The sequence below is a fragment of the Chryseobacterium sp. LJ668 genome, assembly GCF_019613955.1.
In the GTDB taxonomy this organism is placed as follows: domain Bacteria; phylum Bacteroidota; class Bacteroidia; order Flavobacteriales; family Weeksellaceae; genus Chryseobacterium.
Genome location: NZ_CP080443.1, coordinates 327,840 through 354,429 on the forward strand (window position 1 = coordinate 327,840; position 26,590 = coordinate 354,429).

Annotated in this window: 32 protein-coding genes, 1 pseudogene and 1 riboswitch; of the genes and pseudogenes, 14 read left to right on the forward strand and 19 right to left on the reverse strand. The window is 34.8% G+C overall.

Features of this window, described 5'->3' with window-relative positions; all coding sequences use genetic code 11:
* Window positions 1-24: 24 nt before the first annotated feature.
* The 3 genes and pseudogenes from K0U91_RS16355 to K0U91_RS01565 all read right to left on the reverse strand — a co-directional run.
* Window positions 25-117: pseudogene (locus K0U91_RS16355) on the reverse strand (5-(carboxyamino)imidazole ribonucleotide mutase); the annotation flags it as partial.
* A gap of 9 nt (window positions 118-126) precedes the next feature.
* A complete protein-coding gene (locus tag K0U91_RS01560; RefSeq protein WP_220180159.1) occupies window positions 127-714 on the reverse strand; it encodes a DUF6705 family protein in 588 nt (195 codons plus the stop codon).
* 25 nt (window positions 715-739) lie between these two features.
* Entirely contained in the window at window positions 740-2,455 is a 1,716-nt protein-coding gene (locus K0U91_RS01565; protein WP_220180160.1) for a hypothetical protein, read from the reverse strand.
* Between the two features lie 79 nt (window positions 2,456-2,534).
* Between K0U91_RS01565 and K0U91_RS01570 the strand changes: the two genes are divergently transcribed.
* Complete coding sequence (locus K0U91_RS01570) at window positions 2,535-2,816, forward strand: helix-turn-helix domain-containing protein (protein WP_220180161.1); 282 nt, start codon at window positions 2,535-2,537, stop codon at window positions 2,814-2,816.
* Between the two features lie 36 nt (window positions 2,817-2,852).
* Here K0U91_RS01570 and purE read toward each other — a convergent pair whose 3' ends face one another.
* Window positions 2,853-3,356, reverse strand: a complete 504-nt coding sequence (gene purE / locus K0U91_RS01575) for a 5-(carboxyamino)imidazole ribonucleotide mutase (RefSeq protein ID WP_219971048.1) — start codon at window positions 3,354-3,356, stop codon at window positions 2,853-2,855.
* 211 nt (window positions 3,357-3,567) lie between these two features.
* On the opposite strand from purE, the gene K0U91_RS01580 reads away from it, so the two are divergent.
* Genes K0U91_RS01580 through K0U91_RS01590 form a run of 3 tightly spaced genes read left to right on the forward strand, consistent with a single transcriptional unit; the run spans window position 3,568 to window position 5,732 of the window.
* Window positions 3,568-4,476, forward strand: coding sequence for a DMT family transporter (locus tag K0U91_RS01580; protein ID WP_220180162.1), 909 nt, complete (start codon window positions 3,568-3,570; stop codon window positions 4,474-4,476).
* Between the two features lie 23 nt (window positions 4,477-4,499).
* The gene (locus K0U91_RS01585) at window positions 4,500-5,360 is read left to right on the forward strand and encodes a hypothetical protein (RefSeq protein ID WP_220180163.1); all 861 of its coding nucleotides are present in this window, start codon (window positions 4,500-4,502) and stop codon (window positions 5,358-5,360) included.
* A gap of 9 nt (window positions 5,361-5,369) precedes the next feature.
* The gene (locus tag K0U91_RS01590; RefSeq protein ID WP_220180164.1) at window positions 5,370-5,732 is read left to right on the forward strand and encodes a hypothetical protein; all 363 of its coding nucleotides are present in this window, start codon (window positions 5,370-5,372) and stop codon (window positions 5,730-5,732) included.
* Between the two features lie 44 nt (window positions 5,733-5,776).
* On the opposite strand, the gene K0U91_RS01595 is transcribed toward K0U91_RS01590, so the two are convergent.
* Window positions 5,777-6,886 (reverse strand): 5-(carboxyamino)imidazole ribonucleotide synthase, encoded by a 1,110-nt coding sequence (locus tag K0U91_RS01595; protein WP_220180165.1) that lies wholly within the window; start codon window positions 6,884-6,886, stop codon window positions 5,777-5,779.
* Between the two features lie 15 nt (window positions 6,887-6,901).
* Complete coding sequence (locus tag K0U91_RS01600; RefSeq protein ID WP_219971053.1) at window positions 6,902-7,450, reverse strand: DUF1543 domain-containing protein; 549 nt, start codon at window positions 7,448-7,450, stop codon at window positions 6,902-6,904.
* 87 nt (window positions 7,451-7,537) lie between these two features.
* Here K0U91_RS01600 and K0U91_RS01605 point away from each other — a divergent pair, with 87 nt between their 5' ends.
* Both K0U91_RS01605 and K0U91_RS01610 read left to right on the forward strand, forming a co-directional pair.
* Window positions 7,538-8,368, forward strand: a complete 831-nt coding sequence (locus tag K0U91_RS01605) for a sulfite exporter TauE/SafE family protein (protein WP_219971054.1) — start codon at window positions 7,538-7,540, stop codon at window positions 8,366-8,368.
* Complete coding sequence (locus K0U91_RS01610) at window positions 8,365-8,748, forward strand: DUF1634 domain-containing protein (protein WP_219971055.1); 384 nt, start codon at window positions 8,365-8,367, stop codon at window positions 8,746-8,748. The genes K0U91_RS01605 and K0U91_RS01610 overlap by 4 nt, the downstream gene beginning before the upstream one ends.
* Window positions 8,749-8,787: 39 nt before the next feature.
* Here the strand turns inward: K0U91_RS01610 and gloA2 are convergent, their stop codons facing one another.
* Complete coding sequence (gene gloA2 / locus K0U91_RS01615) at window positions 8,788-9,165, reverse strand: SMU1112c/YaeR family gloxylase I-like metalloprotein (RefSeq protein ID WP_220180166.1); 378 nt, start codon at window positions 9,163-9,165, stop codon at window positions 8,788-8,790.
* Between the two features lie 5 nt (window positions 9,166-9,170).
* The gene (locus tag K0U91_RS01620; RefSeq protein WP_220180167.1) at window positions 9,171-9,608 is read right to left on the reverse strand and encodes a nuclear transport factor 2 family protein; all 438 of its coding nucleotides are present in this window, start codon (window positions 9,606-9,608) and stop codon (window positions 9,171-9,173) included.
* Between the two features lie 124 nt (window positions 9,609-9,732).
* Between K0U91_RS01620 and K0U91_RS01625 the strand changes: the two genes are divergently transcribed.
* Window positions 9,733-10,812 carry an endonuclease/exonuclease/phosphatase family protein gene (locus K0U91_RS01625; protein WP_219971059.1) on the forward strand — a complete coding sequence of 360 codons (1,080 nt, stop codon included), beginning with the start codon at window positions 9,733-9,735 and terminating at the stop codon, window positions 10,810-10,812.
* A 38-nt stretch (window positions 10,813-10,850) separates the two neighbouring features.
* Here the strand turns inward: K0U91_RS01625 and K0U91_RS01630 are convergent, their stop codons facing one another.
* From K0U91_RS01630 to K0U91_RS01660, 7 genes are all read right to left on the reverse strand, one after another.
* Entirely contained in the window at window positions 10,851-10,997 is a 147-nt protein-coding gene (locus tag K0U91_RS01630) for a hypothetical protein (protein WP_219971060.1), read from the reverse strand.
* Between the two features lies 1 nt (window position 10,998).
* Window positions 10,999-12,057, reverse strand: coding sequence for a diphosphomevalonate/mevalonate 3,5-bisphosphate decarboxylase family protein (locus K0U91_RS01635; RefSeq protein WP_220180168.1), 1,059 nt, complete (start codon window positions 12,055-12,057; stop codon window positions 10,999-11,001).
* A 106-nt stretch (window positions 12,058-12,163) separates the two neighbouring features.
* On the reverse strand, window positions 12,164-13,924 hold the full coding sequence (locus K0U91_RS01640; protein ID WP_220180169.1) for an AMP-dependent synthetase/ligase: 1,761 nt from the start codon (window positions 13,922-13,924) through the stop codon (window positions 12,164-12,166).
* The gene (locus tag K0U91_RS01645) at window positions 13,924-14,940 is read right to left on the reverse strand and encodes an NAD-dependent epimerase/dehydratase family protein (protein ID WP_220180170.1); all 1,017 of its coding nucleotides are present in this window, start codon (window positions 14,938-14,940) and stop codon (window positions 13,924-13,926) included. Before K0U91_RS01645 ends, K0U91_RS01640 begins: the two co-directional genes overlap by 1 nt.
* A gap of 235 nt (window positions 14,941-15,175) precedes the next feature.
* Window positions 15,176-15,964 carry an alpha/beta fold hydrolase gene (locus tag K0U91_RS01650; RefSeq protein WP_220180171.1) on the reverse strand — a complete coding sequence of 263 codons (789 nt, stop codon included), beginning with the start codon at window positions 15,962-15,964 and terminating at the stop codon, window positions 15,176-15,178.
* A gap of 75 nt (window positions 15,965-16,039) precedes the next feature.
* Complete coding sequence (locus K0U91_RS01655; RefSeq protein WP_220180172.1) at window positions 16,040-16,759, reverse strand: pyridoxine 5'-phosphate synthase; 720 nt, start codon at window positions 16,757-16,759, stop codon at window positions 16,040-16,042.
* Window positions 16,760-16,804: 45 nt separating this feature from the next.
* A complete protein-coding gene (locus K0U91_RS01660) occupies window positions 16,805-18,070 on the reverse strand; it encodes a mechanosensitive ion channel family protein (RefSeq protein ID WP_219971070.1) in 1,266 nt (421 codons plus the stop codon).
* A 175-nt stretch (window positions 18,071-18,245) separates the two neighbouring features.
* On the opposite strand from K0U91_RS01660, the gene K0U91_RS01665 reads away from it, so the two are divergent.
* From K0U91_RS01665 to K0U91_RS01675, 3 genes are all read left to right on the forward strand, one after another.
* Window positions 18,246-19,424: a carboxypeptidase-like regulatory domain-containing protein gene (locus K0U91_RS01665; protein WP_220180173.1), complete on the forward strand. Its 1,179-nt coding sequence runs from the start codon at window positions 18,246-18,248 to the stop codon at window positions 19,422-19,424.
* 69 nt (window positions 19,425-19,493) lie between these two features.
* Window positions 19,494-19,985: a DUF456 domain-containing protein gene (locus tag K0U91_RS01670; RefSeq protein WP_220180174.1), complete on the forward strand. Its 492-nt coding sequence runs from the start codon at window positions 19,494-19,496 to the stop codon at window positions 19,983-19,985.
* 7 nt (window positions 19,986-19,992) lie between these two features.
* Complete coding sequence (locus K0U91_RS01675; RefSeq protein ID WP_220180175.1) at window positions 19,993-20,484, forward strand: hypothetical protein; 492 nt, start codon at window positions 19,993-19,995, stop codon at window positions 20,482-20,484.
* Here the strand turns inward: K0U91_RS01675 and K0U91_RS01680 are convergent.
* The 3 genes from K0U91_RS01680 to K0U91_RS01690 all read right to left on the reverse strand — a co-directional run bounded on the left by K0U91_RS01680 (window position 20,471) and on the right by K0U91_RS01690 (window position 21,992).
* Window positions 20,471-21,112 carry a uracil-DNA glycosylase gene (locus tag K0U91_RS01680; protein ID WP_220180176.1) on the reverse strand — a complete coding sequence of 214 codons (642 nt, stop codon included), beginning with the start codon at window positions 21,110-21,112 and terminating at the stop codon, window positions 20,471-20,473. The two genes, K0U91_RS01675 and K0U91_RS01680, sit on opposite strands and share 14 nt — an antisense overlap.
* Before the next feature lie 9 nt (window positions 21,113-21,121).
* Window positions 21,122-21,424, reverse strand: a complete 303-nt coding sequence (locus K0U91_RS01685) for a YusG family protein (RefSeq protein ID WP_220180177.1) — start codon at window positions 21,422-21,424, stop codon at window positions 21,122-21,124.
* A 64-nt stretch (window positions 21,425-21,488) separates the two neighbouring features.
* The gene (locus K0U91_RS01690) at window positions 21,489-21,992 is read right to left on the reverse strand and encodes a GNAT family N-acetyltransferase (protein WP_220180178.1); all 504 of its coding nucleotides are present in this window, start codon (window positions 21,990-21,992) and stop codon (window positions 21,489-21,491) included.
* Window positions 21,993-22,120: 128 nt separating this feature from the next.
* On the opposite strand from K0U91_RS01690, the gene K0U91_RS01695 reads away from it, so the two are divergent.
* The 4 genes from K0U91_RS01695 (at window position 22,121) to K0U91_RS01710 (ending at window position 26,185) form a co-directional block, all read left to right on the forward strand.
* A complete protein-coding gene (locus K0U91_RS01695) occupies window positions 22,121-24,268 on the forward strand; it encodes an endonuclease MutS2 (protein WP_220180179.1) in 2,148 nt (715 codons plus the stop codon).
* 8 nt (window positions 24,269-24,276) lie between these two features.
* Complete coding sequence (locus K0U91_RS01700) at window positions 24,277-24,636, forward strand: hypothetical protein (protein WP_220180180.1); 360 nt, start codon at window positions 24,277-24,279, stop codon at window positions 24,634-24,636.
* A gap of 32 nt (window positions 24,637-24,668) precedes the next feature.
* Entirely contained in the window at window positions 24,669-25,466 is a 798-nt protein-coding gene (locus K0U91_RS01705) for a hypothetical protein (protein ID WP_219971081.1), read from the forward strand.
* A 39-nt stretch (window positions 25,467-25,505) separates the two neighbouring features.
* A riboswitch (cobalamin riboswitch) is annotated at window positions 25,506-25,688 on the forward strand.
* 113 nt (window positions 25,689-25,801) lie between these two features.
* The gene (locus tag K0U91_RS01710) at window positions 25,802-26,185 is read left to right on the forward strand and encodes an acyl-CoA thioesterase (protein WP_219971083.1); all 384 of its coding nucleotides are present in this window, start codon (window positions 25,802-25,804) and stop codon (window positions 26,183-26,185) included.
* Window positions 26,186-26,237: 52 nt separating this feature from the next.
* Here the strand turns inward: K0U91_RS01710 and K0U91_RS01715 are convergent, their stop codons facing one another.
* Entirely contained in the window at window positions 26,238-26,459 is a 222-nt protein-coding gene (locus tag K0U91_RS01715) for a hypothetical protein (RefSeq protein ID WP_220180181.1), read from the reverse strand.
* Window positions 26,460-26,590 lie beyond the last annotated feature (131 nt).

Here is a 26,590-nt window from a genome sequence, read left to right on the forward strand (position 1 = left end):
ATTTTTTATTTAAATCTGAAATCTTTACAAATCATACAGATTCGGGTGTTTTGCTTTAATATCATCTACCGTTCCCAAAACTTTGTCCTTTAACGTATCCTGATAAATCTGAAGCTTAAGATTTATCTATTGCTTTGTGAAAATTAAATCTTTTGTTGCAGGCAAATAAATCGTTGTATCCAAAGTTGAAGGGCATTTATCTGCTGTTGTTACGAGATCATCTGGACGGTATTCCCAAGAGATTTGTGTTGAATTGATTTTCTTTAAAAAAATGTCACCCCAGCCAACGCTACAATTAGTTCCACTGTAGACTAATTCTGCCTTTGTACCGTTTTCTGAAACCCATAAGCTATAAATAGCATGTGATAGATCATCTTGTTGTAATACCATATTTTTAGTATCTTGTAATATTGTCCCTATTGAGTTTTTTACGATATATTTTATTGATATCACATCCCTATAAATTTGTTGATCCCCGTAATTAAAAAATTTATCATTTTCTTTAGAAATATAAAGAGTGGTTTGATTTCCATTGTATGTTGAAACATATGTTCCTACAAAAGATTGAAGTTCATTATTAGTGTCTTTTAAATGAGACATATTTGGGATATTATCCAAAGAGGTCAATAACGGATAAGTTTGCTGAGCCTTACAAGACATTAAATTTATAATTAACGCTAATGATACTAATATTTTTGATTGCGTTTTATTCATATTATTTATATTTAGAATTTATTAATTATGGGCAAGGCGTTCCGGTAGGCATACCATTGCTGTCTAAAGTTACATTATCTACAATACCATTTTCTATTCGTTGTAGGTTTACTTTTCCGTTTAGATTCATAGTGTTCAATGTCTCAAAAAATAATTTTTCCAATCCTTTTTCATTAAGATCTCCTGCGTTATTTTTGATATAGGTATTTCCATTCAATGATGTATTAGTTAACTCCTTTTTTTTGATTCGATATTTATTTTCAAATTGTTTCATCTGTGCAGGAGAATAAACATATCCTCCTAATTGCGCTCCTGTTCCCGTAAATTGTATTACATAATGTATATACTGAACATTATTGGGGCAAGTTCCGCACCATTCCCCAGCTATCATACCAAGATACGCATTTCCCACTCCATCTGCTATACTTTGTGCTGCTGCAAATCCAAACAAAGCATCAATATCCGGTGGAGAAAACATATGCGTTCCGGTTGCTGTATGGTTGTGATAACCACCATAAGAATCTGTTACATCATTAAACACCACTTGATGTGCAGAATTGACATCCGCGGGCGCTATAGTACCATCTTTCTTTTCTTTAAAACCAATTTCCCCGGCATTTACATTACTAAGGGTTTGTAATGCCTGAGCCTTTATTCCCGCTATACCTTGCTGTACATTGGGTCTTGCAAGCATTGCTTTTGTTTTTTCACAAGGTTTAAAAACCGTATTATTAAACTCTTCCCATGTTGCATTAGGATGATCTCTGAAATATTTCAATATGAGTTTTATCCTCTCCTTAAATTCGTATGAATAAAAATCTGCTTCACATCTATTGAGTAGAGCCTGTGTTTCTATGACAATGAACTGATATATCCTGAGTCTCAAGTTTCCATTGCTATTAATCTGATCAATCTCCTCAGTATTTAATTCTAAAGAATTGCAAGTAGTTCCTTTGGGGCCGTGTGTGGTATAAAGTGGAGCTTCCGTAGGTATTGCTACTACAGGTGGAGTATAAGGCGCATTGGGTGAACCGCCACCGCCGCCTTCACCACCAACAGTTCCTCCGGTATGGCTGCTTCCTGTACAGCCGGCTTCAAAAATAACGGAGACCGTATTAAACGGCATATTAACACCTAAAACACTGCAGTACTGTCCATTGGTGTGGTGTCCGTCATATCCGCATTCATACGATACAGTGGTATAGGTAGAACATCCCATTGAAAAAGTATCTATGAACATTAATTTACTGCTTGTATTATTCTGAAGTTTCAGGGTTTGGTAAGAAGTAGTGTCAATAGAAAAATCCTGCTTTCTTTTATATCTCAGAATATGCTGGTCGGTGATTTGTCCATTAATACTTTTTACGACCAGCTTCTCTTCATATCCGTCTGGCTCATCTCCAATGATGTAGAAAGAATGGTATTTGGCATCCAGATAAGAAACCTCCTCAAAGGTCTTGGTATACACCTCATATCCACTAATGATTTGTGTTGATTTGGATGAAGTATTTCCGTTTTTTTGGTTTTTCAGAAAACCCGTTACCTGACCGATGCCCGCTTTCAAGAATTCTGTTTTTTCAAAATCTGTTTTATGCAGGATACGGGTTTTTACATTGTCTTTGTTGAAATCGTAGAGGCTGGTCTGAGAATCATGATTAGTGAGCATATCTATTTCCTGTCTGCACCCAAAGAAAAGGAAGATAAGGGTTGCAAGGAATAGCGTGCTAAATTTTTTCTTCATCGTATGTGTTTTGTGGGTTAAATATATAAATTTTTCACAAATATACACACTCTTTTTTAATTATGGCAAAAAAGCCACAATGATTTTTTTTTTAATTCTCAACCTTTGTCTTGTGAAAGCAAGCATAGACAAACAATTCATAGTATTATTTGGGCAAAATCTGAGAAAAATAAGAGAGTCCAAAAAAATAAGTATGCAAAGTCTTGCTGATACAATCAATGTAGAATATTCACAAATAAGTAGAATTGAAAGAGGATTGATTAACACTTCAATAGGAATCGCTCATTCAATATCACAAGCTCTAGAAATAGACATTAAAGAACTCTTCAATTTTCAAGTGGAAAAAAAATCGAATAATTAAATAAACAAAAACTCTACAAATTGTAGAGTTTATAATTTATAAATCGTATAGATTCGGATGCTTTGCTTTAATATCATCTACCGTTCCTAAAACTTTGTCTTTTAACGTATCCTGATAAATCTGAAGTTTTTCTGCAACTTTTTCATCTCCACATCCTAAGATTTTTGCAGCTAAAATTCCGGCATTCAAAGCGCCGTTTAACGCGACTGTCGCCACAGGAATTCCGCCCGGCATCTGAAGAATCGATAATACAGAATCCCAGCCGTCAATAGAATTGCTAGACAAAATCGGAACACCGATTACCGGTAAAGTCGTACAGCTCGCCACCATTCCAGGAAGATGGGCAGCTCCGCCGGCTCCTGCAATAATTACTTTCAGACCTCTTTTTTTAGCATGTTTGGCATAATCAAACATTCTTTCTGGTGTTCTGTGGGCCGACACCACCGTAAGTTCGTAAGGGATGTCTAAACTTTTCAAAAAATCTGCCGCCAGTTCCATGATTGGTAAGTCGCTTTGACTTCCCATGATAATTCCTACCATTCTTCAATTTTATTAGATTTTCAAAGATAAGGATTTTAAAAAAAGTGAATGATGAAAAGTGAATTTTGCTTCGCAAGCCAATGATGATTTTTTATTAGGAGAATTCCTGTTGATATATAACAAATTCATGATCACGCTTTCACTTATGAAACAAAACTGACCTTCTATTCATCGTAAATAAATATCTTTGCAATTCCACTTCATATTCATTTTGAAAAATTACAAACTTACTTTCGCCGTTCTTACCGTTGCCATTGTCTGGGGAACTACTTTTCTCGCCATTCGCGTGGCGGTAGAAACAATTCCTGCCTGGTTTGTGGCGGGAATCCGTCAGTTTTTGGCAGCTATAATCATGCTTATCATTCTGCTCTACCGGAAAGAATTTAGATGGATTGGCTGGAAAAACTTGAGCTATCAACTTATTTTTTCAACTTTGATGCTCATTATTGCCAACGGAATGACGACTGTTGCTGAGGAAGAAGTGACAAGCAGTCTTACCTCGCTCATCAGTGCATGCTCACCCATTGTCGTATTCATTGGAAGCGTGGCGATTGGACTTCAAAAATTTACCATGCGTGCGCTTTTCGGAGTATTATTATGTTTCAGCGGTATACTTTTTATTTTTTGGGATGGTTTGGCAGATATGGCGAATCCCGATTACCGGATGGGAATTTTGTATCTCTTTATCGCTATCGCAGGATGGGCTTCAGGAACCATATTTACCAAGAAATTGAATATTCAAAGCAGAAATATTTCTTTGAACTTGTTTTACCAGTTCGCTTTTGCAGGAATCGTTCAACTTTGCTTTGCTTTATTATTTTCAGAAAATTATAATTTTGAAAATTGGACTGCTCTAAGTATTTCTGCGATGCTTTATTTAGCCGTTTTTGGCTCCGTAGCTGCATTTTTTGCTTTTCATTATGCTCTTACCAGAGTTTCGCCGGTTCAGGTCTCTATTTTGGCATACGTAAATACAATTATTTCGATTTTCTTAAGCTGGCTGATTTTAGACGAAACTATTTCAGCTAAATTTATCATTGCTTCTGTATTAATTATTATCGGCGTTTTTATCATTAATTACAATAAGGAATTATTTAAAAGAAAACAGATCGAAAAATAATTTTAATTTTAAAAAAACTTATAATGGCTAAATATCTATCTATTTTCACAGTATTCATTTATCTCAATCTTTTCAGTCAAACTGACAGAAATGGAAATCCAGTGTTCAACTCAATTACAATTTCAGAAGAAAAAGAAAAAGATTATCAGTTGAAAACAAATTATTATACAATAGAAAATAATATTAATAATAAAAATTCTTCCGTTTTTGTAAATGAAAATCCAACTTTAAATGAAGTTGAAGCATTCGCGACAAAACTTCCTTCGGATTTCTTTTTAGTATTAAAAGATAATTCTACCATTAACCTTGTCATGATTGTAGATAAGCCCGAAAAAGTATTTTTCGTCATAAATCCTTCAACAGGAACAAGTGAGACTTTTCCTTGTAACATTAACGGTGATATAACTGAAAACCGCGCAAATGAAATCATTAAGCAACACTATGATAAGGATGCAAAACTGAATGGCAATGTTTTATCTTTTAATAATAAAAAATTTAATGTCATAAGCAGTGAGGAAATTAAAAATAAAATTAAAAACCTTATTGCTGAAAAAAAATTGAGTGAAGGAAGTACGGGTCAGGTAAAATTTGCTGATAAGGGTGTGTTGAAAAAAATAATTATTGAAGAAAGTAAAAAAGGTGGAAAACTAGATTTTTTCACTCCCATAAAGGATCACGAAATGGACGGAATACAAATAAAACCAGGTGTTTTCAGTACCAATATAGGCATTGCATTGTATAAATGGGGAAGAGAAAATTATGAATTAGGAGTCAATACAGTAGAAGATGCACTCAATATTTGGAGTGAAATAAAAAACAGAAAGCCTAATCAAAGAGAGATTGAATACATAAAAATGGGATTCAATAAAGAACTGGAAAAATAATTATTTGCAATGAAAAAAGCTCTCATCATTTCAATTTCAGTAATAATAATCTTTATTTTATCTTTTATAACTTATTGGAATTTGCCTATTGAGGTCACAAGAAAATCTGACATTAGATTTGGAAATGAACTGATACAAAAAATTCAAGATTATAAAAAAACTAATAATAAACTTCCGGAGAATCATGATTGGCAAACTTTAAAGAAATTAGGTTTTAAAATGGAAGACTTAGGTACAAAACCATTGTATGCAAAAGACAGCACAAATACTTATGAATTAAGCTTTTCTGACGGTTTTGAAGGACCGTATTTGATGTGGAATTCTCAGGAAGGAAAATGGACGATTGATTTTCCTAAAATAGTATCAAAATAAAAAGACTGCTCAAAAGCAGTCTTTTAAAATATATGTAAAAAATATTAAGCAATCACTCTCACCATCGCTTTTACTTTCACCAGTTTCTCCATCAGCTCTTCTCTGGAATCTGCCAAAACATTGATGTGTCCCATTTTTCTTCCGGGTTTCGTTTCCGTTTTTCCGTAAAGATGAATGTACGTTTCAGGAAGTTTCAAAACCTCTTCCATACCTTCATAGATTACTTTTCCGGAGAAACCTTCCGCACCCACCAAATTGAGCATTCCGCTATAAATAATGGCGTCTGTATCTGCCAACGGTAAATTTTTCACCACGCGGTACATTTGTTCAAATTGTGAATTGGCATTTCCTTCCTGACTTTGATGCCCTGAATTGTGAAGTCTCGGAGCTGTTTCGTTAACCCAGACTTTCCCTTCTTTATCTAAAAATAATTCGATCGCAAACAATCCGGGTGAATTGACAGCACTCAAAAACTTCTCTGTAATTGAATCGATTTGGCTTTCAATTTCTTCATTTAAAAAAACCGGACAGATATTAAAATCAAGTAAGTTTAATTTCGGGTCAGCCACCATTTCGGTTACGGGAAATGTTTTCGTTTCACCGTTTTCGTTGATGGCAACAATCACTGAGAGTTCTTTGTCAATATCCACCAGATTTTCCAAAACAGAATCTTCAGTCCACAAATTTCTCAGATCTTCAGATGTTCGGATAATCTGTACGCCTTTTCCGTCGTAACCGCCGGTATTGAGTTTTTGTACAAATGGAAACTGAATTTTTATTTCATCTGAACTCCCGTCCATAATTTCAAAATCCGGACTCGGGATATCATGCGCTTTATAAAACTCTTTCTGAAGTATTTTCTGCTGAATGGTTTTAATAATCTGAGCATTCGGAACTACTTTTACACCCAGATTTTCAAGCTCAGATAATGCATCTGCATTTACATGCTCTATTTCTATCGTTACTACATCTTTATATCTCCCGAAATCTAAAACTGTCTCGTAATCATTGAAACTTCCCTGAGTAAAATGGGAGATATTGTGGCAAGGTGCATCTGAAGCAGGATCTAAAGTGTAAAATTCATCATCATATTTCAGTGCTTCCTGAATGAGCATTCTTCCGAGCTGTCCGCCTCCTAAAATTCCTATTTTCATTTCGTACTTAATTTATTAAATTTTATCAATTTTAAAATACCCCACTTCCGAAATATTTTCCTGATTTTCTTCTTCAGATTTTTCCAGAATAATCGAGTATTTTTCTCTCATATATTCCGGCAGAATATCATTAACCGTAAAAATATCGTCAATATCCACCCCATGTTTATCGTCAATGTGACTGGTTGCTTTATCAAACCCCATTGTTCTGTAGAATTCAGTTTTCTTTACTCTCTTTATCACTTCACCCATTGTTGGTCCCACCATTAAATGCTGCTCATGAAATTCTGCGAAGAAACCTCTTTTATATCCTCCAAGATTGATAAAAAACAATTGATTTTCCTGATTCAACTCTTTTTTCTCTACAATTTTCACTTCGTATCCGTCTATAAATTTTACTTCCTGATAAGCATCGAGGTGTATTTTTCCTTTTGCTTCTTTCCAGAAATCTTTCATATCGGGCACGAGATCATGAAGCGTTTCGGCAATTCCAAAGAAAACGTCATGCTGTTCAATATTTCGCCCCTTTGGGGTTGCACCGAGAATTATATAAAATAACTTCATTTTTGAATTTTATTTTGCAAAAATACGGCAAAAAATAATCTTTCCTTAAAGTTTGCCCAAAAACGCCAATAGTTTTATATTTGTAACATGTCGGAAATCATTATTCTCTTTCTTGGCGCTATTTCAGCAGGTCTTCTAGGTTCGCTTACAGGTTTAGGAGGAGGAGTTATCATCATCCCTTTATTAACGCTCGGTTTCGGTGTTCCTATGCATTATGCCATAGGTGCATCACTCATTTCGGTGATCGGAACTTCTTCGGGAGCTGCCGTTGCTTTTGTAAAAGAAGGCTTCACCAATATGAGAATAGGAATGTTTCTGGAGATTGCCACGACTGCAGGTGCGATTGTCGGCGCTTTGGTTTCCGGAATGCTGAATCCGAATACGATCGGAATTATTTTCGCAAGTATTCTTCTCCTTACCGTGATTTTAAATCTTAAAGGAAAGCCTGATCACCAGGAACCTCTGATTACCGGAAGTTTAGAAGATAAATTAAAACTATACGGAACATTCCCTGACAAAGGTGTTATGAAAAGCTATGCTGCAAGAAATACCGTTCCCGGATTTTTTATGATGATGTTTGCAGGCGCCATGTCCGGATTATTAGGAATCGGATCCGGTGCGTTGAAAGTGTTAGCAATGGATAATATGATGAGACTGCCATTCAAAGTTTCGACAACAACCAGTAATTTCATGATCGGGGTCACTGCGGTGGCGAGCTCATTGATTTATTTTCAGAGAGGTGAAATAATTCCTGTAATTGTTGCTCCGGTTTTGGTAGGTGTTGTCGTCGGCAGCTTTATCGGATCAAAAACATTAATGGTTTCTAAAACAAAAAAACTTAAGACATTTTTTGCAATCGTCATTACGATTCTTTCGATTTATATGATGTATAACGGTCTAAGAAGTAATTTCTCATGAAAAAGAATTTTACAGATTTAGATTTGAACCGTTCCGTCGGAAATCTTCTGAGATTAGGTGTTATTTTGTCGGTTATCACTTCACTGATCGGTTTTATTAAACTTTTCATAGAAGGTTTTAAGATGCCCAGAAAATACAAGCTTCTCGATATGGGAACTTCTTCTGAAAAAGTGTGGAGCCATTTTTGGGAAACGCTTTGCAAAGGAGAAGGTATGGCGATCATTCAACTGGGAATTTTGATGCTGATTTTCACGCCGTTGATGAGAATTATTTTTGCATTGATCGGATATTTGAAGGAAAAAGATTATCTGTATGTTGCGATATCATCCATCGTTTTAATTATCATGGTGATCAGCTTTATTACAGGTTATGCGCATTAAATATTATTGATGAATAATGATTAATAAAGTCACTTAAGGTTACATTTCATAAAACTCCAAAGGCAAATCATCCGGATCCTGAGTAAAGAAAAATTCTTTTCCGGTAAATTCATCAATACGGATTTCTTCACAGTTTAATCCTTTCTGAATTAATTCTTCATGTTTTTCATTCACATTTTCAACTGAGAATGCCAAATGTCGTAAGCCGCAAGATTCCGGTCTTGAAGGTCGTTTTGGCGGAGAAGGAAATGAAAATAATTCAATAACATAATGTTCTCCGATGGCCAAATCAAGCTTATAAGATTGTCTTTCTTCCCGGTATACTTCGCGGATAATTTTAAAACCTAAAATTTCCGTATAAAACTTTTTTGAAATCTGATAATCTGAGCAGATGATGGCAATATGATGAATGTTCATTTAGATTATTTTTTACAATTGGTTCTTCTTGTATCAATCAGATACTGAATTTTCCAGACATTATTTTGCTTTACCATCTGAAAACTGTTGGCACCGCAGTGCGAAAATTTTCCTTTATAATAAAATTCGTAAGGTGTAAAAACACTTGCCAGATTTCCGTCAATATAAATTGGTTCAAAACTGATTCTTTCATCTGCATCATTCTTCGATAATTTAGAAAAAGACAGAAGAAATTCTGAGATCTTTTCGGTTCTTACACTATTATTTTTGGTTATTGTCTGTAAGATTGCATTTTCGGCAAATACGGATTTTATGATTGCTGTATCTGCGTTTTTCATGCCAATGAAAAGCTTCTCTACACTTTCTTTTATTGATTCTTTTTCTGTTTTTTGTGCGAAACAGAATGAGCTAAAGAACAAAAGAATCATCACTATCTTGTACATATTTCTTGTTTTGATTATAAAATTAATAAATATAAGTCTCACCGCAGCTTTATTTATAATGTTTAAATAAAACTGCAATAAATTTGCTTAAAATATCTTATTTTTATCCGTTTATTTTTTGAATATGTGGGAAACTTACCTTGTTATAAGTACTTTATTACTGATTTTAACTGTCTTGCCAAAAATTCCGAATCCGCACTGGATTTTTCGCTTTCCCGATTTCGGTAAAATTCAGATTACCTACTTTATCATTATCACCTTAGTTTTAGGATTCTTCACAAAGAACCAATATCTATGGTATGTACAAGGATTATTATTGATAATGCTCATTTATCACGGGGTTACACTGATTATGTACACTCCGCTTTATAAGGTAAAAAAACACAAACGTAATGAAAAGTCGTCAGAAAAATATCATTTAATTTCTGCCAATGTTTATCAGTTCAATACAAATTTTGACAAATTTATTCATCTTATCCGAAAAAATAAACCCGAAATGTTCCTCACCATGGAAAGCAATGCTGATTGGGAAAAAGCGCTTCAGGTTTTAGAAAATGAATATCCTTACCAACATAAAGTTACCCTGGAAAACACCTATGGTATGCATTTTTATTCTAAAATTAAAATTGAAGAATCAAAAACGCATTTTTTTGTAGCTGATGATATCCCAAGCATTGAGGCGCATCTAAAAACGGAAGACGGCTATTCATTCGTGTTTTTTGGAGTACATCCGCCGCCACCAAGTCCTACAGAGGAAGAAACCTCAAAAGAAAGAGACGGTGACCTTTTGAGCGTAGCAAAACGCGTTCAGGAACTAGAAAAACCGGTCATTGTAGTGGGGGACTTCAATAATGTTGCCTGGTCAAGATCTTCTATTTTGTTTAGAAAAACCAGTCATTTGATTGATCCTAGAGTGGGACATGCTTTTGTTTCCACCTTTCATGCAAAATCACGTTTACTGAGATTTCCGATTGATCTGATGTTTCACAGTGAAGATATTTTTATTGAAAATTTAAAAACTCTTGAGAGTTTTGGTTCTGATCATCTTCCGGTATATTGCGAATTTTTTATTGATCATCACAATAACGATCAGGAAGATCGTGTAGAAGAAGCAGATTCTGAAGAAATTGCTGAAGCTGAAGAAATTATTGTAGAAGGAAAAAAAGAAGATGGAGAGCGCGATGCAGTGGTGACAGAGGATTAATTATTATTTTCAATTTTTCAATTATCTAAAACAAAAGATTACCAAATCAAATCCCAACCCCAATTTATAGTTCTGTTTCTACCCCAAGTTCCTATTGCGATTCCTTTTTCATATTTGATGAAGTAGCAAATCAACAGTATTAGAGTCAACAAAACTAAAATGATATATTTCTTTTTCTTTTTCATTTTAAAACTTCATCACATCCTTCACTACTCCATTTTTTTGTGTGTGTTGCAGCAATTCATTTTCAATAAATGATTTAATTTTTTCTTCTGAACCGTCATTTGGAAATAGCAGATGTACATTAGCTCCTGCATCCAAAGTGAAAAACAATGGTAATTCTGTTTCTCGTCTGAAATCCCAGATTTTATTGATGACTTCTAAAGTCCCGGTTTTCATCAGGATAAATGCCGGATCGCTTATCATCATCATGGCGTGAAGCGTGAGAGCTTCGTGCTCAACCAATTTAATGAAAGCATGCAAGTCACCATTTTTTAAAATTTCTTTCATGGGAACAAAATTTTCTCTTGCTTCCTGAAATCTTCTTTCTGCATAAGGATTGGTATTCATTAAACCATGTCCGACTGTTGATGAAACGCTTTTCACTCCTTCATGAATCAGCAGAACCCAATCATTAAAATCTTTAAAAATTGGATGAATTTCGTCATCAGAATATTTTACGGCAAATAAATCTGAGCTTCCGTCTACTTCATCAGATTCGCCCCAAACGACCAAACCGTTATATAAACTTCGGCAAGCACTTCCGCTTCCTAATCTGGCTAAAAATGAGGCTTTTTTTAATAATTCCTGATCTGAGCTTTTTCCTGAAAAAATTTCATCCAATTTCATCAGACATTTTGCAATCGCTCCAAAACCTGAAGCCGAACTTGCAATGCCTGAGCTGTGAGGAAATGTATTTTCAGTATTGATAATGTATTTTCCTTTTAAAATCCAGGGAAGGTACTGTTCTATATTTTTAAAATATTTCTCGATTTTTGAAGCGAATTTCACTTCTTCATTTCCTGACAGAAAAGTCTGGACTGAAAATGGTGCATCAGCTAAAAAATCTATTGTCGTATTGGTTTTACAATGATTCAGCGTATAACTGATGCTCGGGTTTGCAGGAATCTGATTTTCATATTTTCCCCAATATTTTATCAGGGCAATATTTGACGGACAGCTTTCTGAAACTGTTGTAGATTTTATATTGAAATTTTCTTTTCCTAAGAAATTTTGTGTCGTCATAGCTTAATTTTTAAAATACTAAACTTAATTTTTAACCAAAAGCACTGTTGAGATTTTTACGGAATGACAAACCCTGCGTTGATAAATTTGAGGTCAAAAAGTTTATCTAATACATTTTTTCGATAAGATCAGCATACTTTTTCAGAACTACCGCTCTTTTTACTTTCAAGGTCGGAGTAATTTCGCCATTGCTGATTTCAAATTCTGCAGGCATTAAAGTGAATTTTTTCACCTTTTCAAAATCTGAGAGGTCGTGCTGTAATTCTTTTATTTTACCTTTATAAAAATCAATTATTTCTTCCTTTTTTACAATTTCTTCCCAGCTTGTAAACGGAATATTGATTTTTTTCAAATAATCTTTTAAAAACTCAAAATTTGGAACAATCAGTGCTGAAACAAACTGTCTTCCTTCGGCGATCAGAACAATCTGCTGAATAAAATTATTATTGGTAAGAATATTTTCAATCTGCTGTGGAGCAATATATTTTCCATTGGAAGTTTTCATCAAATCTTTTATACGATCGGTAATGAATAGGTTTCCGTTGTCATCAAATCTCCCGGCATCCCCGGTTTTAAACCAGCCATCTTTTGTAAAAACTTTTTCTGTCTCTTCAGCTTTGAGATAGTACCCTCTCATAATACCATTTCCTTTTGCCTGGATTTCATCATTTTCTCCGATACGGATTTCTACGCCCGGCAATGGTTTTCCACAACTTCCATGTTCAAATTTTGTAAGAGGAAAAGCCGTGAGAGTAGCCGTAGTTTCTGTAAGACCATAACCTACCGTTACATGAATTCCTACCGCTTCAAAAAACTGGGTTACATCAGGCGATAGTGAAGCTCCACCACAAGGCAAAAACCATAATCTGCCACCCATTTTTTGTTTGATTTTGCTAAAAACTAAGGTTTCTGCCAAAGATTCTTTTAATTTTAATCCGAAAGGAATCGATATTTCTTTTCTTCTGAGTTCTGCGGTTTCTTTTCCAACCTCTAAAGCCCAATTGAAGATCTTCTTTTTTAATGATGAAGATTCTGCCGCCATTTCGTTGACTCCTGCGTAGATTTTCTGGAAAAATCTTGGGACTGAACACATCATTGTCGGTTTTACCTCAACCAATGCTTTTGCAATATCTTTAGGGTCTTCAAGAAAATATACTCTTGCGCCGCCATAGAGACAAAGTAGGCTCCAACATCTTTCAAAAACGTGAGTGAGCGGTAGAAAAGCTAAGGACAATTCATTTTCAAAATTTTTAAACTTAAAATATTCAAAATGTGCATCGAAAGCTTTGACGAAATTTCCGTGGGTCAACATCACACCTTTTGGAGTTCCTGTAGTTCCTGATGTATAAATGATGGTCGCAAGATCATCAAATTCTTTTTTGACAATCGCGAATTTCGGGGAAGTTTTAGAAATAAAATCTTCGAGATAAAAAGTATGTTCTTTTTTTACCCAAACTGCTTTTTTGGTAACAATAATGGTTTGAAGGCTGTTTTCTTTTTGTACAATCTCAAAACAAGCATCGTATTGCGGCTGACTCCCGACTAAAACAACTTTCGCCTGAGAATCGTTGATGATGTATTCTGCCTGTTCGGCGTTATTTGTAGAATAAATAGGAACCGTAACGGCGCCTATTGACATCGCAGCCAAGTCAAAAATCATCCATTCTGCAGAATTGTCTGCGTAGATCGCTACTTTGTTGTTTTCTTCAACACCTCTGTCTTTTAATGCGTTTGCGGTTTTATAAATAATTTCGCTGAACTTTTTCCAGCTTAATTCTTTCCATCCTTCTTTCTTTTTAAAACCAACAGCTGATTTATAAGGATGTTTTTCTGCATTTTTACTGATAATTGCCTCTGCAAGATTCATTATAATTTATTCAGCTTTTTGTCATTAATATAATTGTTAAGATGGAAATCTATACTTTCCTGCACAGGTATAAAATCAAAATTTAAAACTTTTTTTACTTTTTGATTTGAAATGATACTCGAAGAAGTCACCGATTCGATATTTGTTCTGGTTGCCATTTTCAATTGCGGAATCAACCATCCAAAAAAAATATTGAGCCATCGACCTGTGTTCAGAATGCTTTTTGATAGAATTTTGGCATCTTTTAAATTTAATTTTCTCCGGATCTGATTTCCTATTTCTGAATATTTTTTACTTTCGGAAATAAGAATAAAACGTTCTCCGAATTTGTTTTTTCCCATCAAATCGATAGCAATTTTTGCAACATCACGCACATCCACATACGCCGAACTTCCGGAAAATGTAAAACTGCTCTTTTCAAATGTTGAAAACAATTCACCGCTGCTCTGTTTCCAGTTTCCGGTTCCGATAATCATTCCGGGATTGATAATAATGGTATTTAAGCCTTCTGCTGATGCTCTCCAGACTTCCATTTCAGAAAGATGTTTTGAAATTGCATAGGCAGAATGATCAATTTTCGGATTAAAATCTGATTCTTCATCCAATTCACCATTTTCATTAACACCATCTAAAACTGCAATAGAACTTACGTGGAGGAATTTCTGAACATTGGATTGATCGCAGGCAAATAAAAGATTTTCTGTTCCTTTTATATTGGTGCGATACATTTCTTTTTCGTCCTTAGGATGAAAGCTCACTTTTGCAGCACAATGATACACTTCGGTAACACCATTCAAAGCACTTTGTAATGAATGAATATCTTCAAAATCAACATTTATCCATTCAATTTTAGTAAAAAAATCATCTGGATTTTCAGTGTAAAACTTATAAGAATGTTTTACTTCGGCAATATCACTTGCAGGCCTTTTTGCAGCACGAACCTTTTTCCCTTTTTTTAAAAGTTCCAAAACGATGATTCTGCCTAAAATTCCTGTTGCTCCTGTTACAAAAACCATGAATTTATTTCCTGCTTGATTAGTTAATTACAATTCCTGCAAATTTGCAAATTTTATGTGGTTATTTGACTGAATTTTTATGATTGATTTTTTATTTTAAACGCAAAGTTCGCTAAGATTTTTTTTTACTACTAACTTTTTTTAAGTTCGCAAAGGCGTCTGACTTCGTCGAATCCTTGATTTCACTCAGCAAAGATCTCAAAGATCTCATTTTTTATAAAGCTTTGTTATAAATTTAATTTAAATCTAAAAAGTTTCTCACCACTTCACTGAAGTCTACGGGATTATCTGCCTGAACCCAATGTGCCGCATTTTTCACCTTTACAATTTTAGCTTTTGGGAACTGTTGTTTGATAGAAAATTCATCCTGTGGTAAAATATAATTTGATTTTTCTCCCGCAATAAATAAAGTTTCTCCTTCAAAAACCCCGAATTTGATAGCATTTGAGACAAACTGATTGTATTTTTCTGAAAGTGTTTTAAGATTAAACCTCCAATTCAACCTTTTAGTGTTGCCATTTTCTTCCCAATACAAATTTTTTGCTAAAAACTGAATCGTTGATTTTTCAGGAATATATTGGCTGAGAATAGTTTCGATCTCGTTTCTAGATTTTACTGCCTTAAAATTAACTGTTTCAAGCGCTTTTATAATTCCCTGATGATGTGGAGGATATGCTTTCGGACCAATATCAACCACGATCAGTTTTTCAACTTTTTCAGGATAAGACAGTGCAAACTGCATCACTGCTTTTCCTCCCAGAGAATGTCCTAAAACATGTGCCTTTTCAAATCCAAAATGATTCATATAATTGGCAATGTCGTCTGCCAGATCATCATGAGACATGTCTTCAGAATGAAAACTTCTTCCATGATTTCTCAGATCAATCAAATGAACCGGAAGAAATTCTCCCAGTTCTTTTCCGAAACTTCCCCAGTTATCGAGCATCCCAAACAAACCGTGAAATACTAAAAGTGGTGTAGACGATAGATTTTCGCCGAATATTTTTGAATGTAAAATTTCCATATATAAATTTTTAAGGCTTGATGATGGATGCTGGAAGTAATAACTGTGCTGCCAGACTTCCAACTTCATACTTTCTTACCATTTTGCCAATCTCTTCAAATAAGCCTGAACGGTGTTTTCCATTCCCATATAAAGTGCTTCTGAAACCAAAGCATGACCGATGGAGACTTCCAATAGATTTGGAATATTATCTGCGAAATATTTTAAATTTTCTAAGCTTAAATCGTGACCGGCATTGATTCCTAAGCCAAACTCATTAGCTACAACTGCAGTGTCGTAATAAGGTTTGATCGCCAATTCTTTATTTTTCACATAATGTGTTGCGTAAGCTTCGGTATACAGCTCGATTCTGTCGGCACCGGTTTTTGCAGCATATTCTACAAGTTCCGGAACCGGATCGAGAAAAACAGAAGTTCTGACCCCGGAATTTTTAAATTCTGCAATGATTTCTTTAAGAAAATCCAAGTGCTTTCTGGTGTCCCAACCTGCGTTTGAAGTGATGGCATCGTCTGCATCAGGAACCAAAGTTACCTGTTCGGGTTTCACTTCCAAGACCATATCTATAAAATCACGGTGTGGATTTCCTTCAATATTAAATTCTGTTGTCACCAAAGGTTTCAGATCGTAAACATCTTTTCTTGTGATGTGCCTTTCGTCTGGTCTGGGATGAATAGTAATCCCATGAGCGCCAAATTCCTGAATTTTGACTGCAGCTTCTGTCACGCTTGGCGTATCTGCGCCTCTTGCGTTTCTTATGGTTGCAATTTTATTTATGTTTACACTTAGTTTTGTCATTGTATATATACTTAGATAACGGAGTTCAGAGTTAAATTATTTAAATTATTTTGGCAAGCCAATCTGCATAATTTGTAAATCAAATTCTTTGGAAGCAACCAAAAGATGATCAAAAATATCTGCCTGAATCTGCTCAAACTTTTCCCATTTCGAATCATTTGCAAAGCAATAGACCTCCATTGGCAAACCTTGGGTTGTAATTTCCAGCTGACGAACCATGACCGGGCTTTCCTTATCAATTTCGGAATCATTTTCTAGGTATTTCTGAGCATAATATCTGAAAACACCAATATTGGTCAGCTGTCTTCCATTGATAATTTTATTTTTGTGTTGTATTTTTTCTTTTTCTAAATTGATCTCAGAAGTTTTTTCATTTAGGTACTCCGAAATCAGGTTAATCTCCTTTAATCTCTCAATATCGTCGTCATTTAAAAATTTAAAAGAATTGATGTTAAAAAAGATTGATTTCTTAATTCTTCTTGTATTGGATTCTGACATTACCTGAAGATTTTTTATCTCGGTTGTCAACAAATCATACGTTGGAATCGACGAAATAGTTTTATCAAAATTGGTAATTTTCGTAGTTAGTAAGTTGATGTCTAAAATATTTCCTTCAATATTGTATTTCGGGATGCCGATCCAGTCACCAACTTTTAAACTTCGTGAAGTGGCTACGTGGATTCCTGTTATAAAACCCAAAATTGTATCTCTGAAAACAAGAACCAAAACTGCCGTGATTGCTCCAAGACTTCCCACAATCGTTGTTCCTCTGATACCAAAAATCACACAGATACTGACGATTGAAAATATAAAAATACCCAGGATTTTAACGGTTTCAGAAATAGCATTGATCGCCATTACCTTATAATAATCCTGTTTTATGGTGAAATAATTCCTAAATGCTGTTAAAGAGCGGTATAGCATCCCTGCGAGAATAAGAACCAGACCGAGATTAACAGATCTGTGTATAAAAATGTTTGTTTGCTTTAATGCCCCGACAAAAATTGATTCGTGCATAGATCCTACGATTGCCAAAGCCACAAAATGGGCAACAGAATTGGTAATTCTTGAGCGGTAGATTGATTTTATAACAGGGAACTTTTCTTCATTATGAAAAAACCGAAAAACGTAGTTGATGATGATTTTGAAAATTAAATCAAAAACCATAAAAATAATGACAAGCAATACCATTTTTACAATGATGTGAAAAACCCAGTCGAAACCGGCTGGAGAAATTTTAGTGATATACACGTAAAGCTGTTCACTTAGTTCTTGAAAAAAACTTTTGGTATCTTTTATTTCGTCTTTCATTTGATACAAATTTACAAAATATAAAATTTCAAAAAACTCCCATTATCAAATTAAGTAATTCGCCTTTAAATCTACAAAAATCAAAATATTTCAAATAAATATGATAAAAAAATAACATTATTAATAATAAATTTTTAAATTTGATACAAAATAAACATCCAAATATAACTAAACTATGAAAAAAAGCTATCTTTTTCTTTTAATGCTCCTATTCGCTTTTCTAATAAGCTGTAATGGAGACGACACGATGACCAGCCCAGAAACGAATGTGACAGCCGTTCAAACAGGGAAAATTACAGGAAAAGTAATGTCGCAAAACGGAACCAAACCTATTGGAGGTGCCTCTGTATTTGTATTTGATGATAAATATAAGATTTATCACACTAATTCTGATGCAAGCGGTAATTTTACATTAGAAGCTCCGTCCGGAAATCAGACCATTTATATCCAAACCGGAAACGGAAGTAACTTCCGTACAGAAATCTCAACATCTGTGAAGGCAAATGAAACTGTCAGTTTAGATGTAACTCAGACCAAACTCACTCAGGTAGCCAAGATCGCTTATGTAAAAGGAAATTATGATAAGATAGAAGATATTATCCAGACATTAGGCTATACTGCTACAGAAATTACTCATGCAGATCTTGCCAACATTACAACATTAGCACAATATGACATTGTATTTTTGAATTGCGGATCAAGAAAATATGCTCAAACTGCCGCATTATACCCTTTGATTGAAACCAATCTCGCTATTTTTGTTGCAAACGGAGGAAGTATTTATGCTTCTGATTGGGATGTCTCCTATTTGGTTGGCGGTACAGATAACACCAATAATTGTTCACTTGCAGGCGGATTTGTTCCTGATGCAAAATTATGCTCAAAAAATATTGGCTCTTCAGGAATAGTTGCAAGTACTATAAGCAACCCTGCTCTGGCGACTGCAATGGGCTTTAATACATTAAATATTGATTATGATTTGGGCTCTTGGCAGAAAATCATTAATTACGATGCTAATTACTGGGACGTCTTGGTAAAGGACACTTCTACTAATGATCCTTTGATGATCAGAACCAACCAATTTTCAGCAACCGGACTTCCTACTACGACCATTGGGAACGCTCCGAATACAGCTTTTACAACTGTTTGTATTACCCTTCCGGGAAATATTCAGATTAGTGTTTCTGTTCCGACAGTTGCAGTTCCTTACCTGGTAGCTTTAGGAGCGACAGTAGGACCTTGCTCAGGAGCAACAAACAGTGGATACATTTATTATACGACATTTCATAACCATGCTACCGGAAACATCGGAAATGCAGGAACGATTCTACAATATGTAATTCTTAATCTATAGAATCGGCTTAAAAATTGATATATTTGAAAAGTGACTTTACGGAGTCACTTTTTTATTAAAAAATAGTTTATGGATCACACTTTAATTTCGATCATCAGCATAATTTTACTTGTTTTAGGTATACTGGGAACTTTTTTACCTGTTTTACCGGGACTTGTCTTAAGTATCGCCGGACTTTTAATTTACAAATATGGTACAGATTCTGATCTGTCGATGATTTATATTTGGGCCTTCGTCATTCTTACGCTGGCTTCGGTAGTTTTAAGCTATGTAATCCCTGCAAAGACTAACCGAAAATATGGCGGAACCCGCTGGGGAAGTATTGGCTCTGTCATCGGTACCATAGTCGGAATTTTTCTGCCCATTCCATTAGGATTTCTTGTAGGAATGTTTGCCGGAGTTTTCATTGGAGAATTGTTGCATGACAGCAAAGACATGAGCAAAGCTTTGCGCTCGACAAAAGGTGCATTTATAGGGTTTATCTACGGAACCGGTTTTAGCCTCGTAGTAGGAATTGCTATGCTAATGGTTGTTGTCTTAGATATAATTAATTTTATTTAAAGAAAATATGCTGTACAAAATTATTATTTCCAGTTTTGCATTATTGTTTTTAGCAAATTGTAATGCTCAGAAAGAGGCAAAAAATTCCGAAAATGGAGCTATAAAAAATAATGTGTCAAAAAATATTGAAGGGAAAGTTATTTATTTCGCAGAAGGAGAAAATAAATTTCTGAGCGAATATCAGATGAATGTCACTTTTAAAAACATCGCTGAAGACAGCCGTTGTCCGGAAGGTGTAACCTGTGTGTGGCAAGGAGCTGCCGTTGCCAACATTGAGTTTATGGGCACACACACTAAACCGGCAACTTTACAATTAGCCACTACAGAAAATGCAGGACGCAATTACCACAAGTCAATTTCTTTTAATGGATATGTGATTACGCTGGTTGAAGTCAATCCTGCGCCCGCTTCAGGAGAAGGTGCAAAAGCACTGAGTGGAAAATACCGAATCGGACTCATCATTAATAAAGATGGAGGAAATTCTTCTACCAATCGATAGATTTTTTACCCTTTGAAACTAAATATTCATTGATTTTTGAGAAAGGTTTGCTTCCGAAAAATCCTCTGTGAACTGAAAATGGTGAAGGATGTGCCGATTTTAAAATAAAATGCTTCGCCGGATTGATCAATTCGGCTTTTTTTTGTGCAAAAGCCCCCCATAAAACAAAAACTACATTTTCTTTTTTATCTGAAATTTCTTTAATGATATAATTTGTAAACGTTTCCCATCCGAGATCTTTGTGAGAATTTGGTGAATGTGCACGAACGGTCAAGGTTGCATTTAATAACAAAACGCCCTGCTTTCCCCAATCGTCGAGTTCTTTTGAAGTTCTTTCAATACCAAGATCATCTTTCAGTTCGATAAAAATATTTTTAAGTGAAGGTGGTGCAGTCACCTGTTCGGAAACCGAAAAGCACAAACCATTTGCCTGAAAATCATTATGATAAGGATCTTGTCCGATAATGACAACTTCAATATCGTCAAAAGGCGTAATTTCTAAAGCTCTGAAAATCTGCTTTTTTGGCGGGAAAACTTTTGTGATTGCGTATTCCTGCTTTACTTTTTCCCAAAGATTGGTGAAGTAAGGTGTGCTCTTTATTTGGGCTAAAATTTCGGTCCAGGTCATGTAAATTGATTACTTTATGGGTTTTAATTCTAAATATTGATCTTTTCCTAATGTAATATAAAATAATGCCAAGAAAGGATTTCTTCCACTTAGATTATATCTTAAAATTTCCTCTTCTTTAATATTTAGATTAATTAAATTTGAACTACACCAATCAATTTTTGCTTTTAAAGCGTGATTTCCTGCAGCAATCTCAAATTCTTTCGATTCACCATCTTTTATTTCTCCTATTTTTTCGTTGTCGAGAAAGATTTCTATTGACCGTAAAATATTTGAAAATTCTGATGAACGATTAATAATTATTTTTGCCATATCTGTCGATTCAAATTTAAAATTTTATTAAGATTCTTTTTTGGTAAGATTTAAAAACACACGATTATGTCTTCAAACTATAAACCAAATTATCTGGAAAACCTTCATCAGTTCTCCCCTCTTGCAAAACAAAATCATGTTTCAGAAGAAGTCCTTTTGAATTTTCGTTAAACTTATTGGTAAAAGCTAAAATCTCCTGCAAATTTAATTCATTAAAACCAAAATTTAAAACTGCATACAGAGCTTCAGACATGATTCCTTTTCTATGAAATTCGGGTAATAATTCATAACCTACCTCTGCTTCTGTTCTATCCTCAGAGAATTTCCAGAGACAGATGGTTCCGATAAGATTGGGTTGGTCTTTTTGTGAAATACCCCAATAGAACGTTTCATGATTCTGAATTCTTTTTTTGATCGTTAAAATAAAATCCAACGCATCATAATTTGTTTTGGGCGGAATTCTTTTGACAAACTGATTGACGACTTTGTTGCTTCTGATTTTTAAAATATCATCAACGTGACTTTCATCGATTTCCTTTAAAATAAAACGGTCGGTTTCTATTCTCATATTCAAATGTAATAAAAACGATGTGAAGCTGAATTAATTTTTAATTGAAACATGAAAATGGTTTAAAATTGGGAATACATTTTCAAATTCTCAAATTAATTCATTTTCAAATTAATTATCTTTGTACTGTGTATATAAATAAAGCAGATTTAAACGAATTAGAATTTCCGGCATTGCTTGCGGAAATTGCTCCTTTTGCATATTCTCCGAAAACGAGAGAAAAAATCCTTGAGCTTCGTCCGATGAAAATTGATGAGGCAGAACTTTCGCTGAAAAAAACTTCAGAATATCTATCAAGTTTTGAAAGCTCCAACGCGATCCCTTTTGATGAATATGAAGACATTGAAAGCGAGCTGAAACTGATGTTGATTGAAAATTACCGTCTAGAAAATTCAGCTTTCATTAAAATAAAAACATTAACGGAACAAATAGGAAAACTTCAGAAGTTTTTCCCGACGATGCCCGATACTTTTCCAAATTTAATGAGAGAAGCATCTGTTCTGGAATTCAAAAAAGAAATCATTGATAAGGTTGACAAAGTTTTCAATCGTTTTGGTGAAGTAAAAAGTGAAGCATCACCGGTTCTGAAAACTTTGAGAGCGGAGATTCAGGTGGCGAAAAAAGCGATTCAGGAGAATTTCAATCGTGTATTGTTCAATTACAGTCAGAGTGATTTTCTGGATGATATTCGCGAAAGCATCATTGAAGATCAGCGGGTTTTAGCCGTAAAATCGGCTTATAAAAAAAGAGTTCCGGGAAGGGTTTTAGGACTTTCAAAAACAGGATCAATTACTTTTATTCAACCGGACAGCGTAGTAAAGCACTATTTTAAACTGCGAGAAGATCAGGAAGAAGAAAAGAAAGAAATCGATAAAATCCTGAGGCAGCTTACTGCAGAATTGGCGATTTTTCAGCCTGAACTCTGGCGATATCAGATATATATTTTTGATTTGGATTTAACGAGAGCAAAAGCAAAATTTGGTGAGCTGGTGAATGGTGTTTTACCAAAAATCAACCGTCATAAAACGCTGCGTTTAAAGGATGCTTACCATCCGTTGCTTTGGCTAAGGAATAAAATTGAAAACAAAACCATTTTCCCTCAGTCATTAAGTCTAACTGAACATAACAGAATTATCTGTATTTCCGGACCGAATGCGGGAGGAAAGTCTATTACTTTAAAAACCGTAGGATTGCTTCAGTTGATGATACAGAGCGGAATTCTGGTGCCCGTTCATCCAAAGTCTGAAATGTTTTTCTTTGATAAAATTATGACAGATATTGGTGATAATCAGTCGATTGAAAACCACCTTTCGACTTATTCTTCACGACTTAAAAAAATGGGCGGCATCATCCGGGAATCTGACCCCGAAACATTGTTGCTGATTGACGAGTTCGGAACCGGTTCTGATCCAGAATTAGGTGGCGCTCTGGCTGAAAGCTTTCTTGAGTTTTTTTATGATAAAAAAAGTTTTGCAATTATTACAACCCATTATACCAATATCAAACTGGTGATTGAAGGGCTTCCGAATGCACAAAATGCTGCAATGCTTTTCGATGAAGAAACACTGGAACCGATGTATAAATTGGAGGTCGGACAGGCCGGAAGTTCGTTTACTTTCGAAGTTGCCGAAAAGAATAAAATCCCGAGATTCATCATTCATTCTGCGAAGAAAAAAGTGGAACATGATATCGTCAATTTAGATAAAACCATTGTCAAGCTTCAGCAGGAAAAATTTGAGGTTGAAAAACTGAAGACCGATCTTGTTGAAAGAAAAGGTTCTATGGAAGACAAGAGAGATAATCTCCAAAAACTGAACGAGCAGCTGCAACAAAAGCTTTTCAACTTTCAAAAATTGTATGAAGATGAGCACCGCAAGCTTCAGTATGGGAATAAGATTGAATCTTTTATCGACGGCTATATTAAAGGAAGATCAAGAAAAGATGTCGTAAAAGATTTTGTGAAAATTCTTGAACAGGAAAAATTCAGAAAAATAGGTGCGGATAAGGATGAAACCAAACGTTTGCAGGTGGTTAAAAGAAAAATCACTCAGCAGCTTAAGAAAGAAGATATTATCGAAAAAATAAGTGAAAACAACGATAAAATAGAAGAAAAACGTAAAACTGACCGGGCCGTATGGATGAAAGTCGGACAACGGGTAAGAATTACAGGAAGTACAAGCGTTGGAACGATAGAAACTATTTCAAAAAATAAAGTGACGGTGAATTACGGAACGTTCAAAACCGTGATCAGTGCTGAAGAACTGGAAAGGATTTAATTACATTTATGATTAAAATAAAGGAGAGTGTTTGTAAGCACTCTTTTTTTATTCTTATTTTTGAAATTCCCGGCAATCTTTCCGGTGGTGAACTCCGAATTTTGGAAGTTTTATTAATTATTTACTCAAGAGCCGAATTTATTTTATTGGATGAACCTTTTCACAGTCTTTCACCAAAAATTGTTTCTGTGATTAAAAATGTAATCAAAGAACAGTCAAGAAGTAAAGGTTTCTTAATTTCTGACCATCAATATCAGGATGTTTTGGATATTTCAGATGATATTTATCTGCTGTCTAATTCGCATTTAAAATCTATAAAAGATTTAACAGAACTGAGACACTTTAATTATCTTCCAAAAAATATTTAATTTATATCTTTGAGCTATAAATATTCTTAAGAATGACTTTCATCAACAAAGCAATTTATATAGCGGTATTCACTGTTTTTTCTTTTTCTCTGATTTTTGCGCAAAATAAAGTTCCTTTTGGCGTGGTAAAAGCTGAGGAAGGCTACGCCATGGTGCGCGTACACAAGGAAGATTATCGAAAAATCGTCGATAAAATACGAATGAAAAAAGGTGATGTTTTCGTTTATGTAAAACCAGCTCCCGGCGAAACAGAATGGATCTGGATCAAATATCCAGAAAAAGATGAGATCGAAAAACCATTCGTACGATACGACAGCCTGACCAAAGAGGGAATGGTTAACAAGAGCCGAATCGCTTTCATCGATCAATTGCCGCAATTTACCCCTTCTAAATCTAAAAACGGAAAGTCATTAATATTCACGGATAACAGCAATCCTAAAATTCCGGCAGCGCAAAGAAGTAAAGTAGTGATCGACGTATATCCTTCAAACGCAGGTTTCCGGAAACAGGTAAAAGATTCTGACGGAAACATCAAAACCATTGATAAGGTAAAGCCATGGGGAATTGACAAGGAATTGCCTGCGGGAATGACAGAAATTAAATCCATCAGAGTGCAGCAACCCGGAAGAGGTTCTGTTTTTGTAAGAGAAGCCATAAAAAACATGTTTCAGCCTACAATGGATTTTGAAAACATCGGCGTGACTTCTATTGATGACGACCATATTTTTCTATATATGATTAATGGTTCCGGAGCCAACAGATATACAACGCTCTGGACGATCAAAGAAGGAAAAGTAATCAGCCAGATTATTTTTAATAATCCTGAATAATTCATCTATTTATCATTATTTTTGCATACGAAAGCTGCAGTGCAGCTTTCAGAAATTGGTTCTGCCTAATCGCAGATGAAAAGGGAATCGTGTGTAAATCACGAACTGTCGCGCAACTGTAAAGTAACCAAAGTCTTTTTAAAAAAATCCACTGTACAAAATGTATGGGAAGGAAATAAAGATGTTACAAGTCAGGAGACCTGCCTATTTCTTTAGATAAAAACTTTCGCAATTAGAAGTTTGTTGATCTGATAGTCTAAGTTCGGGAATTTCTTGCTCCTGACCAATCTGTTGTTTCAATCTATTTCATTTTCGCATTAATTTAATAATGAAATATGACTACAGAAGAAAGAATTGAAGCCTCCGAAACCCGAATCTTTAAAGCGGTTTTTCCCAACACGACCAATCACTACGACACACTTTTCGGCGGAACTGCAATGCAGCTGATGGATGAAGTTGCCTTTATTACGGCGACCCGTTTTGCAAGAAAACGTGTGGTAACCGTAAGCAGCGATAAGATTGACTTTAAAAAACCAATTCCTGCCGGAACCATTGTCGAGCTGATTGGAAAAGTGGCCCACGTTGGAAAAACCAGTATGAAAGTGAATGTAGAAATCTATACCGAGCAAATGTATTCTTACGAAAGGGAAAAAGCAATTGTGGGTGATTTTACTTTTGTGGCCATTGATGAATTTAAGAAACCCATTCAGATACTATAATTTTTAAACAGTTTCGGCGGGCCTTTGGCCCGCCGAAACTGTTTAAAAATATCTAAAACTCTATCCGCAGATCATAATGATGGCTTACCAGAATAATCACTTTATCATTGTATTCACTTATGACGGCTTCAGCATCTGTAAATGTATCATCGTCATTTTTCTTATAGACCTTTATCTCACCAAAGCCGAGAATATCTCTCAGAATTTCCAAGGAATAATGATTTTCGCTCTGGTGATAAGTAAGATCGTCTGCTGCAAAATCGATATACTGCATGATAATTATTTTAATTGTTATGAAAAGAAATAGATTTTCCTTATCCGTTTAAAGCTATTATCATTCCAAAATCTAACAGATATTCTACTCTTTTACCTTAAAATGAGATGTCAACGAGAACATTTATTGAG